Raw genomic sequence first — 14355 nt, forward strand, 5'->3', positions numbered from 1 at the left:
TGCTGAACAAGTTTCAGCGTTATATTAAATAAAGAATCATTATAAATTCGTAATTATTCAAAATGAATATTTTAGATAAAATAATAGCACATAAAAAGCAAGAAGTTGCACAATTAAGAAAAGAGGTTCAAGTTGAAAAATTAGTTAAAAGCCCTAATTTTAAACGTACACCTTTATCTTTAAAAAAGAGTTTACTATCGGTTGGTTCCACAGGAATTATTGCTGAATTTAAACGTCAATCACCTTCAAAAGGAATTATTAATGACAAAGTAACCATTGATGAAGTTACTGAAGGATATATTAAAGCAAATGTGGCTGCACAATCCATTTTAACCGATAACGATTTTTTTGGGGGAAACATAATGGATGTTTTAAAAGCACGATCTATACAAGAAAGCACACCAATATTACGTAAAGATTTTATTGTTGATGGGTTTCAAATTGTGGAAGCAAAAGCAATTGGTGCAGATGTAATTTTATTGATTGCTGCTTGCCTAACCAAAGAAGAATTGAAAAATTACGGGAAGCTTGCTGAAGATTTGGGATTAGATGTGTTGTATGAAGTGCATAATCAAGAAGAATTAGATAAGATTGAATTAGACAATAAAATTATTGGTATAAATAACAGAAATTTAAAAACCTTTCAGGTAGATTTAGAGCATTCTATAGAATTAGCAAGTCAAATTCCTGATAGCTGTATCAAAGTTTCAGAAAGTGGTTTGAGCGATCCAAGAGTTATTACAGGATTAAAAGAATATGGTTTTCAAGGTTTTTTAATTGGAGAAAACTTTATGAAAACTGAGGATCCAGGGTTTAGTTGTCAAGAGTTTATTAAACAAATAGGATAATAAAATGTTACTAAAAGTATGCGGAATGCGCGACGCCGAAAATATTTCGGAGCTTTTAAAATTAAAGCCTAATTATTTAGGTTTTATATTTTATAAAAAGTCAAAGCGTTTTGTGTCGTATTTTCCAGAAATTGAGATTCCTTCTGAAATAAAAAAAGTAGGTGTTTTTGTCAATGAATCAGTTGAAAAGGTGCTAAAAACTGTTGAAGAGAATAAATTGGATGCTGTTCAATTACACGGAAACGAATCTCCTGAATATATAGATGAATTGCGTAAAGTAATTTGTCATTCTGAACAAAGTGAAGAATCTATTAAGAGCGAAATTCTTAGTTTCACACAGAATGACAAGGAAATAGAAATATTCAAAGCTTTTTCTGTTGATGATACTTTTAATTTTTCTAAAACAGAAGCCTATCAAAATGTATGTGATTTTCTTCTTTTTGATACAAAAGGAAAAGATTACGGTGGAAATGGAGTGAAATTTAATTGGCAGGTTTTACAAAAATACCAAGGAGAAACGCCGTTTTTATTAAGTGGAGGAATTTCAAAAGTAGATGCGAATGAAATTAAAAATATTTCGCACAAAGCTTTTGCCGGAATTGATATAAATAGTGGTTTTGAAATAAAACCAGCATTTAAAAATATAGCAAATATTAAAGAATTTAAACAAAATTTATCATGAGTTATTTTGTAGATGAAAATGGATATTACGGACAGTTTGGTGGTGCTTATATCCCCGAAATGTTATATCCAAATGTAGAAGAATTACGTCAGAATTATTTAAAAATAATGCAGGAAGATTCTTTTAAAAAAGAATTTGATGAATTACTAAAAGAATATGTTGGACGACCAACACCTTTGTATTTTGCAAAGCGTTTGTCTGAAAAATACAATACTAAAATTTACTTAAAGCGTGAAGATTTGTGTCACACTGGTGCTCACAAAGTAAACAATACCATTGGGCAAATTTTAATGGCTAAAAAGTTGGGTAAAAATAGAATTATTGCTGAAACAGGTGCTGGGCAACACGGTGTTGCAACTGCCACAGTTTGTGCTTTAATGGGCTTAGAATGTATTGTTTATATGGGAGAAATTGACATTGCACGTCAAGCTCCAAATGTGGCACGTATGAAAATGCTAGGCGCAACAGTTATTCCGGCATTGTCAGGAAGTAGAACTTTAAAAGATGCTACAAATGAAGCTATTAGAGATTGGATTAACAATCCGGTAGACACGCATTATATTATTGGTTCAGTTGTTGGGCCGCATCCTTATCCAGATATGGTAGCGCGTTTTCAATCGGTTATTTCCGAAGAAATTAAATGGCAATTAAAAGGAAAAGAAGGGAAAGAAAACCCAGATTATGTAATTGCTTGTGTTGGTGGAGGTAGTAATGCAGCAGGTGCTTTTTATCATTATTTAGATGAAAAAGAAGTTGACTTAATTGCAGTTGAAGCTGCAGGTTTGGGAGTAGATTCTGGTGAAAGTGCTGCAACAAGTGTTTTAGGGAATGAAGGTGTAATTCACGGAAGTAAAACCTTATTAATGCAAACCAAAGATGGACAAATTATTGAGCCGTATTCAATTTCTGCTGGCTTAGATTACCCTGGAGTTGGACCTTTACACGCACATTTATGTGAAAGTAAACGAGCAAATTTTATTTCAATTACCGATGATGAAGCAATGCAAGCTGGTTTAGAGTTATGTGAATTAGAAGGTATTATTCCTGCTATTGAAAGCTCACATGCATTGGCAGTTTTTGGAAAAAAAGAGTTTAAAAAAGACGATATTGTAGTGTTGAACTTATCTGGTAGAGGTGATAAAGATTTGAATACTTATATCAAATATTTTAGTTTATAAAGAGTGTTTTTCTGAACGTAGTGAAGAATCTATAAAGTGATTTTTTCTATTGCTTTACTTCTACATTGCTCAGTAATCGCTCATTCAAAATGACTTAAAAATGAACAGAATTAATAAAAAGTTAAACGAAAATAAGAAGTTATTATCTATTTATTTTACGGCAGGGTATCCTACATTAAATGATACGGTTGCTGTGATAGAAAACTTAGAGAAAAGCGGTGTAGATATGATTGAAATAGGATTGCCTTTTAGTGATCCTTTAGCTGATGGACCTACAATTCAGGCTAGTTCAACAACTGCTTTAGAAAACGGAATGACTTCTGAAGTGTTATTTGATCAGTTAAAAGATATTAGAAAAACGGTGTCAATTCCTTTAATAATTATGGGGTATTTTAACCCAATGATGCAGTATGGTGTTGAGGAGTTTTGTAAAAAGTGCGCTGAAATTGGTATTGATGGGTTAATTATTCCTGATCTTCCAGTTCAAGAATATATGGATAATTACAAAGCTGTTTTTGAAAAATATGGTTTAATAAATGTACTTTTAATTACACCTCAAACTTCTGATGAACGCATACGTTTTGTTGATGAAATTTCTGATGGATTTATTTATATGGTGAGTTCAGCAGCAGTTACAGGTTCACAAAGTGGTTTTGGAAATGTTCAAGAAGATTACTTTAACCGAATTGCAGCTATGAATTTAAAAGCGCCTCAAATTGTTGGATTTGGTATTTCTAATGCCGAAACATTTCAACAAGCAACATCAAAAGCTAAAGGAGCTATTATTGGTTCAGCATTTATAAAGCATTTAACGCAAAATGGAGTGACGGATATTGATAAGTTTGTAAATTTAATTTTAGATTAAAAATTACACATAAGTTAAAAAGCAATCAGTTCAAAAAGGTTTTGTGCCAATTTAAACTGATTGCTTTGTGTTTTTTAATCTAATGATTCTACTTCAATATCAAATATTAAAACAGCACTTCGAGGAATACCAGTGGTACCTTCACTTCCGTAGGCTAAATTTGGAGGCAGAAAAATTGTTCCTTTTCCACCTTCTTTAAAAAGCGCAATACCTTCAGCAAATCCAGGAATTACATTTGAAAGGTTAAATTGAACTCCAACATCATTACTATTGTCAAATTCTACACCATTGGTAAAGTAACCTTTATAAATAACGGTAACCGTAGAATTAATTGTAATAGGATCACCTTCACCTGGCGTTTCAATATTATAATACAAGCCAGAATCTGTTCGTTCTGCTTCAATATCATTGGTGTCTAAATACGCAATAATATCATCTTCAGATTGTGGATTCATTATTGAAATAACTTCAACATCAAAAATTACAACAGCTCCACCAGGAATGGAACTTCCTGCACCTGAATCTCCGTAAGCTAAACTTGGCGGAATTAATATAGTACCTGAACTTCCTGTGTTAAAAAAAGAAAGACCTTCAGAAAAACCAGGAATCACAGATAAAAGATCAAAACTTACACCATCTGAATTGCTATCAAAAATACTTCCATCTAAAAGGTATCCTTCGTAAGAAACTTTTACATAAGCATCTTCAGTAGGAAAATCACCTTCTCCTGCCTCATCAATTAAATAATAAACACCATTGCTTGATCTACTCGCGTCTAAATTGTTATTCTCAATATATTCAATAATATCAGCTTCAGATTGACCAAGGTTTTTACTGTCATCACTGTCATCTTCATTACAGGAAACTATACTTACTAATAGTAATAGGGTTATAAAATACTTCATATTAAATTATTAAAATTTTAAGTGGCAAATATAGTTTAAAAGGAAATTTTTTGAATGGTTTTTAACGTTGTTTTAAGATTGTAGTGCTCTTTTAATGTGTATTTGATAAGATTGTGAGCTGTAATATTGCAAAATTATTTTTTGAATAGTATCTTTAATAGAATATTTAAAGCAAAATAGAAATGGAATTACCAAAAAGAGCAGGAGATAGCCCAATTGCAGTAGCGTTAGAAGCAGGTAAAAAGTATGCTTGGTGTACGTGTGGTTTGTCTGAAAGCCAAGCGCTTTGTGATGGAAAGCATAAAGGAACTGGAATGGCACCGTTGGTGTTTACTGCAGATAAAACAGAAACAAAATATTTGTGTGCTTGTAAGCAAACTAAAAACCAACCGTTTTGCGATGGTTCGCATAACTAATTAAAAGAACTTTTTGTATTGTAAAACTCTAAAATCAAAAGTATTGAATGTAGGGTTTTCTTTTTTTAGTTGTTTGTACTCTTTATTACTGCCAACGGCTCGGTTAGCAGCGCCTGAAGGTGCTGTAAGTGAAATAACTTTAATAATACGTTTATCAATACTAAATTGATGAATTCTAGGTGTTGCTGTTGAAATTGTTTTGAGTGATTTTTTTTTCGCTTTCAAAAGTCTTCTTAAATGGTATTCTGGTCCGTTTTTGCTATTGCCTCCGGTGAGTAAAAGTGTATCAACTTTAGGAGATTTATGCAAGTAAAAAAGTAAATCTCGTAATTCAATATTTTCCATACCTACATCTGAAGCATCTATTTTTGTACGTGTGCAAGATGCTACAATATCACAAATTCCAATATTTCTGGTTGTTAAAAACTCTTTCCGTTGCTCAATGGCAAATTCAGTAGTTTCAAATTTTAAGTTTAAATTATAAATTACATTTAAAATTTTCCATAATTGCCCGTCAATACTTCCGTAACAAAAATCTACATCACCTGATTTTAACAAGCCATTATAAAACCGTGGAGGAGGTAACGTACCAACAATTAATTTGGTGGCGTTTTTAGGAATAAAGGGTTTGTATGGGTGTTTATGTACAAACATTTCAAGAATTTACAATTTAATAATTGGATAAATCTACGGAATAAAAAATACTATGTAAATTTGCCGCTTAATAAAACAAAATGGTTGCATCCTTAAATCGATTTTTTAAAAGCCTAAATTTCATAAAAGCTATTGTGAATGCACTAGCTATGATTTTGCCTGTTTTTATTGCGCATTACTTTTTTCAAAATATTGGCATTGGGTTTAGTATTGCTTTAGGAGTTCTTTTTTGTGCGCCAGCTGATGTTCCTGGGAGTGTAAAGCATAATTTTTACGGGGTTTTATTAGCAGTAATACTTTCTGTATTGGTAACATTGCTTATTGGGTTTTCTATGCATACCTTTTGGATATTGTTTCCATTGTTAGGTGTTATTGTATTTTTGGTATCCTATCTTTCGGTTTATGGTTTTAGAGCTTCGTTAATTTCATTTGCCGGATTATTAGCCATTGTATTGAGTTTTGCCAATAATTATGAGGAAGTAGGTGTGCTACAACATGCGATGCTTGTTGGTTTAGGTGGTTTGTGGTACTTGTCTCTTACTATGTTAAAGTCCTTTTTGTTTCCTAGGGTGCAATCAGACTTTTTATTTGTTGAAATAACTGAAAAAACGGCTGAATTTATAAGAATTCGTGGAGAACTTTTAATTTGTAGTACAGACAGAAAAGAATTGTATATAAAATTATTTCAACTGCAAACTGAAATAACGGAACATCATGAAGTTTTAAGAACTATTATTCTTAGTAATCGTAAATCTTCTGAATTTTCAAATAGAATACGAAGACAGCAATTAGTATTTACAGCGTTGGTAGATATTTTAGAATTAGCAATTTCAAACCCTGTAGATTATAAAGAATTTGATACTGTTTTTAAAAAGCACCAAGATAAAGTACAGCTTTTTAAAGATTTGCTTTTTGAAATGGCCAACCAGCTAGAGCATATCTCAAAAGTTGTTAGAAAAGAAGAAAAATTACAAGTTTCTGATAATTTAGAAGATCAATTAAACAATATAAATAGAGAAATAACATACTATCGAATTTTAGTTGGTTTGCCTAAATCTAGAGTTGGTACATTAATGCTTCTTAATTTTAAAAAGTATCAAGAAAAGCAAATTCAAAATATTACTGGTATTAAAAGAATTTTAGGAAACTATGCTAGCAACAATAAAATTTTAAATAAGCGAGATTCTGAAAGGTTTATTACGCCTCAAGATTACGATTTAAAAAAGTTGAAAGAAAATTTCAGTTTGAAATCACCTATTTTTAAACATGCTTTGCGTTTGGCTATTGTTTTTTCAGTAGGTTTTTTAATTGGTCACATATTTAAAATGCAAAATCCTTATTGGATTTTGTTAACCATTGTTGTAATTATGAGACCTAGTTATGGACTTACCAAAGAGCGTTCGCAAAATAGAGTAGTGGGTACTTTAATTGGTGCCGCAATTGCCACTGTAATTATTTTAATTACACAAAATACAATTGTTTATGCCGTTATTGCCATTGTTTCTTTACCAATTGCATTTTCAATTATGCAGCGTAATTTTAGAAATGGAGCCATATTTATTACGTTGAATGTAATTTTTCTATTTGCCTTACTTGAGCCAAATATTTTAAGTGTTATTAAATTTCGAATTTTTGACACAATAATTGGTGCATTTTTGTCATTCACAGCTTTTTACTTTTTATTTCCGTCTTGGGGATTTCAAAATATTAGTGAGTATTTTGAAGAAGCCATTAGCTCAAATGAAAATTTCTTGAAACAAATAGCTAACTTTTACCATACAAAAGGTGATGTTTCAACAGCGTATAAATTATCTAGAAAAGATGCCTTTTTAGCAATTGGAAATTTAAATGCTGCGTTTGAAACAATGAATAGAGATCCAAAATCTAAACAGGTTGATGTTGCTGTTTTTTATGAATTAGTTGTAGTAAATAATACATTTTTATCATCGCTTTCTTCATTAGGTACTTTTATTAGACATAATAAAACATCAGAAGTTCCTAAGCAATTTGATGTGTTTATTGAAAATATTATAATGAATTTACAACTTTCATGTAAGATGCTGAAAGAGCGTCAATATGAAAATGTTCAGCTTTCAAGTGTTGAAAAAGCACAACATATGTACGAAAATTCTTTTGAAAATCTGGCAAATAAGCGCGATGAAGAAATTGCACAAGGCATTGAAGTTTCACAAGAAATGGCCGAGCAATTAAAGGAAACACATTTGGTGTATGAGCAGGTTAAGTGGCTGTATAACTTGTCAAATAAAATGGTTGACGCAATAAAATCATTTAAAAGTAAAGCTTAACTTACTTTACTTTTTCACCGTTTACATAAGTTTCTGTAACTTGAATATACGGAATTTTAGAGGTTTCAACTTTCATAATGTCTTCATTCAAAACAATAAAATCTGCTAGTTTTCCAATTTCTAAACTTCCTTTTTCTTGTTCTTCAAAATTAGAATAAGCAGCCCAAATTGTCATTCCTTTTAAAGTTTCTTCTCTAGATAGCGCATTTTCTATTTGAAAACCATTTTTAGGATAATTATTTAAATCTTTGCGGGCAACTGCAGCATAAAAAGTTAAAAACGGACTTACTTTTTCAATTGGGAAATCAGTTCCTAAAGCAATTTTTCCATATTGGTTTAATAAATCTTTGTAAGCATACGCTCCTTTAATTCTTTTCTCACCAACACGGTCTTCTGCCCAATACATATCACTAGTTGCGTGTGTTGGTTGTACTGAAGGTAAAATGTTGTTGAAATATTCAAAGTCTGTTTTATCAACTATTTGGGCGTGTTCAATTCTCCAACGTTTATCTTTTTTACCTTTTAATACATTTTTATATGTTTTTAACATTACATAATTTGCAGAATCTCCAATAGCGTGTGTATTCATTTGATAGTCTGATGCGGCAATTTTTTGCGCGTAAGTTTCCAAATCTTCAAGCGGAGTTACCATAGCACCAAAGTGATTGTGTTTATCGCTATATGATTTTTTCATAGCCGCTCCACGCGAACCTAAAGCACCATCGGCATAAACTTTAAAAGAGCGTACATTTAAGCGGTTGGTTTTTATAATTCCTTTTTTAGTATAATAGTCAATATTTTTATCGCTAACCGAAACCATTGCATAAATTCTCATTTTTAGTTCTCCGGCTTTTTGTAAACTGTCAATAAGTTCAATAGTTTCTTGTGGTAACCCTGCGTCATCAACTGTTGTTAAACCTAAATTAAAACACAAAGCTTCAGCATCTTTTAAAGCTTGAATTTGTTCTTTTTTTGAAGGAGTTGGAATTTTAGCTTCAATTAATTCCATTGGTCCATCAATAAAAATACCCGTTAATTTTCCATTTTCTTTGATAATAAAACCGCCTTCTTCTTTGGTGTTTGGTGTAATTTTAGCCAATTCAATAGCGGCGTTATTTGCCAATAAAGCGTGGCCATCAATTCTAGTGATTGCAATTGGCGTGTTAGGAAACAGTTCGTTTAACTTTTCGTTTGTAGGAAATTCTTTTACCTCCCAATCATTTTGATCCCATCCGCGACCTGTAATATAAGGTAGGTTTTTTTCTTTTTGAAAAGCAACAATTTTGGCTACAACTTCATCAAAACTTTTGGTGCCTGATACATCAACTTTTTGTTGTAGTAATCCTAATCCATAAAAGTGACAATGCGCATCAATAAATCCAGGTACAATTGTTTTTCCTTGTACATCATTTACTTGTGTTGCAGTGTATTTAGTTTGAATATCTTGAGTAGTTCCAATAGCAACAATTTCTCCTTCTTTTACTGCAAAAGCTTCTGCTTTATCAAAATTTGGGTTTACTGTATAAATATTTGCATTGATTACAACAGTATCTACTTTTTCTTTTTGAGTACAAGAAAATGTGGTAATTGCTAATAGAAGTAAAGAAAGTTTTTTCATTATAAAAATTTAATTGTTGATATATAAAAGTGTTAATTGATGTCGAATTTATAAGTAACTCCGGCTAAAAATTGAATAGATTGTACTGGGTAATTTGTAAATCTATTGTAATTGTCGCCAATAGCATTGTTTATTTTACCATATACTGAAAGTCGGTTTGTGAAAATATAACCACCGTTAAAATTTAAATCAATATAGGCATCATTTTTTACAACGGTTCCATCTGTTAGTGCGTCTCCGTAGGTAATCACATAATCTTTAGTTGCTCCTCTAAAAAATATTTTTGTGCCTACATACCATTTTTCAGTTTTGTATTCTCCAGAAATAGTTGCAGTAAAATCAGGTAAATTCCAAGCTTCTAAAGCATCTGTTGTTGAATAGTTTGCATAATGAAATCCTGCGCCAACTTGAAATTCTTTAGAAACTTCAATATTAATTTCACCTAAAAAATTAATGGTATTAACGTTGTCATATACAACTTGAAAAGAGTTTCCTGCTTCATAAGCATTAGAAACTAAAATTGAACCATTGGTTTTTGTTGGGTTTTGAACAAACAAGGCTTTATCTTTTTCGCTTACATAATTCACGTTTACATTGTATCCAATATTTGATGCCAATTTACCTTTTGCACCTATAAATGCTTTGTATTGTTGATCGGTTTGTTGTACGTTTAAAGTAGGTGAAACAAATGGGTTTGCTTGAGTGAAGTCTTCATATGAATTTTGAATTAAGTCTCCTGTAACTCCTGCTAATAAAATAAAAACATCATCTACAACTTTGTAAGAAGCAGTAACATTTGGGTAAGCTTTAAACGCATTGCTGCTATTTTCTAAATTAAAGGTATAATATAATTTTACGCCTAAATTTATACTTAAATCATCACGCAATACCTCAAAGTTAGGATTTACACCTAAGTTTAAAAAACTGTACTTAATTTCATTGCTTGCTGTATAATCTTGGTCAAATTTTCCGTTTAAATATGCTACTAAAACATCAGTTTTAATAATTTCTGTAGAAATAGGAAATTCAAAAGAAGGTTTTACTAAAAGTTGTAATTCGTTTGAATTATAGCTGTCAAAAAAGTTGCTTACTTCTATTGATGCACTTTGAAAAATAGCATCATCAAAAATAATGGATCCTCCAGCAGAAATGTTATTGTAAACTTGTTCTTCATCCATATTGCTAAGAACATTTTCGGTAAAAGTAATATCAGTAGGTAAACCATAATAATTGATTTGTTGCCTGTTGTAATCACCAGTTACTTTCCAGTTAAAATCGCGTTCAAATTGTTTGTAATAAATAGCTGCTTTTATGTTCGAAAAATTATCATCTAATAAAACATCATTAATACCACCTTCAGAAGAATGGTAGTTTAAAAACAGACCAAAATCATTATATCTTGGGTTTCCAGCGTGTAAAAATGCTTGTACAGACGGAGTTGTGTAGTTACCAAAACCAGCAGAAACATAATTGTCGAACAAGCGTTCTTTTGGAGCTCTTTTTAATCCTTGTGCTTTTCCTTTTGAAGGTGTAAATGTTGAGGCTACAGGAACTGAAAATATACTGTAATTAACTTGTTCTTTTTGAAAACTTTGCGTGTCAATGGTTGGGTTTTCTTTAATTTTAAAGGCTTCAGAAATAGTAGGCGAGTATGGTTTTACAACAGTAATTTCTTCTGTTTTTAAGGTGTCTTTTTTAGTTTCTTGAGCAAACGAGATACTAGTGAATAAAAGTAGAAATAATGTTGTAAATAGCTTTCGCATAGGTGTATTATTTTGAATAATTAAAAGGTGTAAACTAGTATTCATTTTAATTTTTAATTGACTCGTTTGTTTTAGCTTCTTCCGTTTTTATTTTGTTTAGTTCTGTGGTAGCTTCTTCAACAACATCATCAAATTGTTTAAAGTTTTTGATAACACTTTCTAAAATATAAGTTGCTTGAAAGGCGTCATTTAATTCGTAATAATTTTTTGCCATTACAATTAAACCTTTGGCAGCCCAATATTTATAAGCGGCGTAATCTGCTGCTATTTTTTGAACTATTTCATTTGAAACTCTATAGCTTCCATCAGAATTTTCAAAATAGGCGCTATAAAACAATGCTTCGGCCATAATTTCTCCAGAGGCAATGCTTTCAACTTTTTTGTAAGCTGTGCGTGCTTTTTGTGTGTTGTTGGTTTTTATTGCTGAACGTGCAATAATAATGTAGGCATCAGATTTTATGCGATCTTCTAGTTTGTTGTTTTTCAAAACAACATCAGCATAAGAAACTGCTTTTGAATATTTATTTTCAGCATAATAAGCTTTCATTAAATTAGTTTGTGCAAAAGTGATGTTTTGCGGCAAGTTGGCTTCTTTTTCTAAACGTTCTAATGTTGGAATAGCGTCTTTTAGATTGTCTGTTTCTAAATAAACGAGTGCTAATTTAGATAAAGCTTCTTCTGTAAATTCTGTTTGTTCTTGTGCTACAACAAAACTATAATACGGAATAGTTTTAGCGTGTTCATTTTCTGAAAATAGTGACTGCGCTGTGTGAAAATTAGCAGCTACAGCGTGTAAACCTTTTGGAAAACGAAGCAAGTACTTTTTAAAACTTGGAATGGCTTTTTTATAGTTGTTTTGCAAATATTGTTTTTCAGCAGATTCGTACATATCATTGTCTAATTCAGCATCTGAAACATTTACAAAATCAATGGTTTTTACCCAAGAAGCATATTCATCTACCTTTCCAATATCAACATAAATTTGACGAATATTTTTTACGGCTTGTAAAGCTTCTGCAGTATTTGGAAAACGTGAAACAACATTTTTATAGGTAGTTAAAGCCTGTTCATTTTTGTCGGTATTGTAATAAATAAGTCCTTTTTTTAACAGCGCTTTTGGAACTAGCGGACTTCTTTTTAGTTTAGTAATTAAAAAGTCGTATTTTTCAATTGCTAATTTATGTTGCCCCTTTTTTAAATACGAATTTCCTAAAACATAATAAGCATCATCAGTATAAATAGATTTTTCATTTTTGCTTAAAAACAAATTTAACTCATTAATTTTGGCGGTTTCATCACCTGTTAAACCAAAACTAATTGCTTTTTGAAACTGTGCGTAATCGCCGTCAATTCCATTTGTTTTTAGTGCTTTGTCGTAATATTTTATGGCGTTTGCGTAATTAGATGTTATAAAATAACCATCACCAATTCTTAAATAACTATCGTTAATTTTAACTTTATCTTCTGTGTTTTTTTGAGTGAATGTTAAAAAATAATTAGTAGCTGCATCATATTTTTGTTGTTTAAAATTTGTGTAGGCAATATGATAATTTAAGTGTTGAAATTCAGGAGTTTTTGTTGCAGCAGGCATTTTAGAAAATTTAGTAAAATCTTCTAAGGCGCTTTTAAAATTATTCAATCTGTAATTTGTTTCTCCTTTCCAAAAAGTTGCTTGTGCTGTAATTGTTTCATCTATAGTTATGCTTAATGAATTTTCAAAGTTTTCTTTTGCATCTTCAAAGTTACTGTTGTTAAAAAGTTCTGTTCCGTAATAGTAGGATACTTTTTGAAATTGAGCTTTGTCTTTAGCACTTTTTTTGTTTTTTAAGTGAAGCAATGCGCCTTTATAATCTTTTGATGAAATGTATGCGCTGGTAATTAAATCGTTTACTTTATTGGTGTTTTCAGCGTTTGGATAAAGCTCTAAATATTCTTTTAAAACTTCAGGAACACTTTTATACGGGTTACCAATGTCGTAACTTAATTTAGCATAGTTTAACCAAGCATCTTTTTTTATTTGCGGACTAAAATCCATTTCCGAAGCATTTTTAAATGCATTTAACGCAGCCTGTTTTTTTACAAGTTTTAAATAACATTCAGCCAAATGATAATATGCATTTTGCGAAACTGCATTGTTTCCGTCTATAATTTTATTAAAATTGCTAATTGCGCTTTCAAAATTATCAAGTTTAAAATATGCATATCCTAACATATAATAATCGGTGTTGTTCCATTTGCCACTTTTTCCTTTGTAGTTTTGTAAATGCGGAATTGCGGTTTCATAGTTTTGAAGGTTGAAATAACTTTCACCAACAATTTTTGATATTTCAGAATGCTCTAATCGTTTTGATGTGTCTAATAAAGGTAAGCCATAGTCTATTGCTTTTTGAAAATTTCCAAGTTTAAAATTCATATCAGCTAAGTAATACGATACGTTTGTTTTAAACGAAGCATCTTCTTCAACTTCACCTAAATACTTTCCGGCCGTATCAAAATCATCTTGATTGTAGGCAATAAATCCGTAGTAATATTTTGCTTGTGCTCCGTATTTTTGAGAATCTAACAGCTGTAAAAAATATTCTTTAGCAGTAGCATAGCTTTTTGAAGCAAATAATGAGTAGCCATAATTAAAATTAAAATCTTCTTCTTGTTTTAAACCTAAATTAGTGGTATTTACTTTTGAATACCATTTTGCTGCGTACGAATATTTTCCAACGTTAAAATAGTAGTTCGCTACATCTATAAAAGCGCTATTTCTTTTGGTACTAGTTGGATATTTTTCTACAAAACGCTCCATTAATTCGTCAGAATTTGGTTGCCCTAAACGAACAGCACAATTAGCAGCGTAATATTCACAATTTGCTTTTATTTCTGAAGAAGGCTCAAATTGAGCTTTCACAATGTTAAATTTTTCTTGCGCAGCAACAAAAGATTTGTTTTGGTATAATTCAAGAGCATAATTATACTCTTTAAGATTGTTGGTGTAAATTTCTGTATTTTGTGCTGATAGTGAGTAGTTTATCGAAAACAAAAATAAGAGGAAAACAATTTTTTTATAATGCATTTTGTCTAAAATTGTAAGTTTAAATCTATTATCTAATAACGTAATATTTTTTTGAA

At 30.9% G+C, this 14355-nt stretch carries 11 protein-coding genes; 6 read left to right on the forward strand and 5 right to left on the reverse strand.

Annotation, left to right across the window (positions count from 1 at the left end):
* The first annotated feature begins 62 nt into the window (after nt 1-62).
* The 4 genes from trpC (at nt 63) to trpA (ending at nt 3573) form a co-directional block, all read left to right on the forward strand.
* Nucleotides 63-848, forward strand: coding sequence for an indole-3-glycerol phosphate synthase TrpC (gene trpC / locus ACFQ5N_RS06640; protein WP_386808706.1), 786 nt, complete (start codon nt 63-65; stop codon nt 846-848).
* Nucleotides 849-852: 4 nt separating this feature from the next.
* Nucleotides 853-1530 (forward strand): phosphoribosylanthranilate isomerase, encoded by a 678-nt coding sequence (locus tag ACFQ5N_RS06645; RefSeq protein ID WP_386808707.1) that lies wholly within the window; start codon nt 853-855, stop codon nt 1528-1530.
* Nucleotides 1527-2708, forward strand: a complete 1182-nt coding sequence (gene trpB, locus ACFQ5N_RS06650) for a tryptophan synthase subunit beta (RefSeq protein WP_386808708.1) — start codon at nt 1527-1529, stop codon at nt 2706-2708. The genes ACFQ5N_RS06645 and trpB overlap by 4 nt, the downstream gene beginning before the upstream one ends.
* A 100-nt stretch (nt 2709-2808) precedes the next feature.
* Nucleotides 2809-3573, forward strand: coding sequence for a tryptophan synthase subunit alpha (gene trpA, locus ACFQ5N_RS06655; RefSeq protein ID WP_386808709.1), 765 nt, complete (start codon nt 2809-2811; stop codon nt 3571-3573).
* Between the two features lie 74 nt (nt 3574-3647).
* On the opposite strand, the gene ACFQ5N_RS06660 is transcribed toward trpA, so the two are convergent.
* The gene (locus ACFQ5N_RS06660; RefSeq protein WP_386808710.1) at nt 3648-4478 is read right to left on the reverse strand and encodes an FKBP-type peptidyl-prolyl cis-trans isomerase; all 831 of its coding nucleotides are present in this window, start codon (nt 4476-4478) and stop codon (nt 3648-3650) included.
* Between the two features lie 182 nt (nt 4479-4660).
* On the opposite strand from ACFQ5N_RS06660, the gene ACFQ5N_RS06665 reads away from it, so the two are divergent.
* Entirely contained in the window at nt 4661-4894 is a 234-nt protein-coding gene (locus tag ACFQ5N_RS06665) for a CDGSH iron-sulfur domain-containing protein (protein ID WP_386808711.1), read from the forward strand.
* Here ACFQ5N_RS06665 and ACFQ5N_RS06670 read toward each other — a convergent pair whose 3' ends face one another.
* The gene (locus tag ACFQ5N_RS06670) at nt 4895-5548 is read right to left on the reverse strand and encodes a uracil-DNA glycosylase family protein (RefSeq protein ID WP_386808712.1); all 654 of its coding nucleotides are present in this window, start codon (nt 5546-5548) and stop codon (nt 4895-4897) included.
* A 134-nt stretch (nt 5549-5682) separates the two neighbouring features.
* Between ACFQ5N_RS06670 and ACFQ5N_RS06675 the strand changes: the two genes are divergently transcribed.
* The gene (locus ACFQ5N_RS06675) at nt 5683-7854 is read left to right on the forward strand and encodes an FUSC family protein (protein WP_386808713.1); all 2172 of its coding nucleotides are present in this window, start codon (nt 5683-5685) and stop codon (nt 7852-7854) included.
* 1 nt (nt 7855) lies between these two features.
* On the opposite strand, the gene ACFQ5N_RS06680 is transcribed toward ACFQ5N_RS06675, so the two are convergent.
* Genes ACFQ5N_RS06680 through ACFQ5N_RS06690 form a run of 3 tightly spaced genes read right to left on the reverse strand, consistent with a single transcriptional unit; the run spans nt 7856 to nt 14299 of the window.
* A complete protein-coding gene (locus ACFQ5N_RS06680) occupies nt 7856-9472 on the reverse strand; it encodes an amidohydrolase (RefSeq protein ID WP_386808714.1) in 1617 nt (538 codons plus the stop codon).
* Nucleotides 9473-9504: 32 nt separating this feature from the next.
* Nucleotides 9505-11280: a TonB-dependent receptor gene (locus ACFQ5N_RS06685; protein ID WP_386808715.1), complete on the reverse strand. Its 1776-nt coding sequence runs from the start codon at nt 11278-11280 to the stop codon at nt 9505-9507.
* A gap of 1 nt (nt 11281) precedes the next feature.
* The gene (locus ACFQ5N_RS06690; RefSeq protein WP_386808716.1) at nt 11282-14299 is read right to left on the reverse strand and encodes a tetratricopeptide repeat protein; all 3018 of its coding nucleotides are present in this window, start codon (nt 14297-14299) and stop codon (nt 11282-11284) included.
* Between the last annotated feature and the right edge of the window lie 56 nt (nt 14300-14355).

The sequence above is a fragment of the Lutibacter holmesii genome (genome assembly GCF_042679665.1).
GTDB lineage: Bacteria > Bacteroidota > Bacteroidia > Flavobacteriales > Flavobacteriaceae > Lutibacter > Lutibacter holmesii.

Excerpts from the sequence above, each read along its gene's own strand:
- trpC (WP_386808706.1), top strand. The coding sequence starts at position 63 with ATGAATATTTTAGATAAAATAATAGCACATAAAAAGCAAGAAGTTGCA.
- ACFQ5N_RS06645 (WP_386808707.1), top strand. The coding sequence starts at position 853 with ATGTTACTAAAAGTATGCGGAATGCGCGACGCCGAAAATATTTCGGAG.
- trpB (WP_386808708.1), top strand. The coding sequence starts at position 1,527 with ATGAGTTATTTTGTAGATGAAAATGGATATTACGGACAGTTTGGTGGT.
- trpA (WP_386808709.1), top strand. The coding sequence starts at position 2,809 with ATGAACAGAATTAATAAAAAGTTAAACGAAAATAAGAAGTTATTATCT.
- ACFQ5N_RS06660 (WP_386808710.1), bottom strand. The coding sequence starts at position 4,478 with ATGAAGTATTTTATAACCCTATTACTATTAGTAAGTATAGTTTCCTGT.
- ACFQ5N_RS06665 (WP_386808711.1), top strand. The coding sequence starts at position 4,661 with ATGGAATTACCAAAAAGAGCAGGAGATAGCCCAATTGCAGTAGCGTTA.
- ACFQ5N_RS06670 (WP_386808712.1), bottom strand. The coding sequence starts at position 5,548 with ATGTTTGTACATAAACACCCATACAAACCCTTTATTCCTAAAAACGCC.
- ACFQ5N_RS06680 (WP_386808714.1), bottom strand. The coding sequence starts at position 9,472 with ATGAAAAAACTTTCTTTACTTCTATTAGCAATTACCACATTTTCTTGT.
- ACFQ5N_RS06685 (WP_386808715.1), bottom strand. The coding sequence starts at position 11,280 with ATGAATACTAGTTTACACCTTTTAATTATTCAAAATAATACACCTATG.
- ACFQ5N_RS06690 (WP_386808716.1), bottom strand. The coding sequence starts at position 14,299 with ATGCATTATAAAAAAATTGTTTTCCTCTTATTTTTGTTTTCGATAAAC.